General features: G+C 70.7%; 1 protein-coding gene and 1 pseudogene. One reads left to right on the top strand and one right to left on the bottom strand.

Going from position 1 to position 1,154, the window contains the following annotated elements; translation table 11 throughout:
* Positions 1–247: pseudogene (locus AC1DY5_RS56505) on the top strand (allantoin permease); the annotation flags it as partial.
* Here AC1DY5_RS56505 and thiD read toward each other — a convergent pair.
* The gene (gene thiD, locus AC1DY5_RS56500) at positions 192–1,040 is read right to left on the bottom strand and encodes a bifunctional hydroxymethylpyrimidine kinase/phosphomethylpyrimidine kinase (protein WP_478122849.1); all 849 of its coding nucleotides are present in this window, start codon (positions 1,038–1,040) and stop codon (positions 192–194) included. The pseudogene AC1DY5_RS56505 and the gene thiD sit on opposite strands and share 56 nt — an antisense overlap.
* Between the last annotated feature and the right edge of the window lie 114 nt (positions 1,041–1,154).

Here is a 1,154-nt window from a genome sequence, read left to right as displayed (position 1 = left end):
CCTCTACGGCGTGATCCTCGGCCGGCTCGGCAGCGGCGGCTCGCCGGTCGCGGTCGGCGCGCGCCGCGTGGACCCGATCGCTGCCGCGCTCTGGATCGGCGGCATTGCCATCTACCACGCCTGCGCGGCCTGGGCGCCCCAATGGGGCTCGGCACTGCCGACGCTGGCCGTCACCTTCGCGCTGGCCTCGATCACGCGTCCGGCGCCGGCAGGCGGACGCTCGGCACTGGCGCAAAGCCGTGGTTGAGCGGACCATGACCCTTGCCGACCTTGAAGTCGGCCCCGGCCGCCATGGCCGCGACCACGTAGCCGCGTGCGCGTTCCACCGCTTCGGGCAGCGCGTAACCGAGCGCCAGATACGAGGCGATGGCCGACGACAGCGTGCAGCCCGTGCCATGCAGGTTGCGGCTCTGGATGCGGCTCGAAGACAGCCGCAGGCGTTCGCCGTCGGCCTCGGCCAGCAGGTCGACCACATCGTCGCCCGGAAGGTGGCCGCCCTTGAGCAGCACGGCATGGGCGCCGAGCGCGAGCAGTTCGGAGGCCGCATCGTCGAGCGCATCGACGCCGTCGATGGCATGGCCGATCAGCAGCGCGGCCTCGTCCAGGTTGGGCGTGACGACCACTGCCCGCACGAACAGTTCGCGCACCAGCACGGCCACCGTCTCGCCCGCGATGAGCCGGTCGCCGCTGGTGGCGACCATCACCGGGTCGAGCACCACGTTGGGCAGCTTGTAGTGGTCGATGGCCCAGGCCACGACCTCGACGATCTCGGGCGCATGCAGCATGCCGAGCTTGACGGCGTCGACGCCAATGTCCTCGACCACCGCCTGGATCTGCGCCTTCAGGAAGGCCGGCGGCACGCCGTGGATGCCCGACACGCCGAGCGTGTTCTGCGCCGTCAGCGCGGTGATTGCGGTCATCCCGTAGCAGCCCAGCGCCGCGAAGGTCTTGAGGTCGGCCTGGACGCCGGCGCCGCCGCCGCTGTCGGAGCCGGCGATCGAGAGCACGCGTGCGTAGCGGGAGAATGCAGTGGTCGTCATGTTGAAAATTATCGGCCACGCGCGCCCTTTCCCCGTCTGAGATTGCGATGAGCCTGCACACCGAACTTCCTTTCCGTTCCGCCGCCGTGCTCGGCGCCGGGCTCATGGGCCGCC

The organism is Variovorax sp. P4_D9, from assembly GCF_056401695.1.
Note: the sequence above shows the minus strand (reverse complement) of the source record. Positions and strands in the feature narration are given on the sequence as shown.

Coding starts and splice junctions, on each gene's coding strand:
- thiD (WP_478122849.1), bottom strand. CDS start 1,040: ATGACGACCACTGCATTCTCCCGCTACGCACGCGTGCTCTCGATCGCC.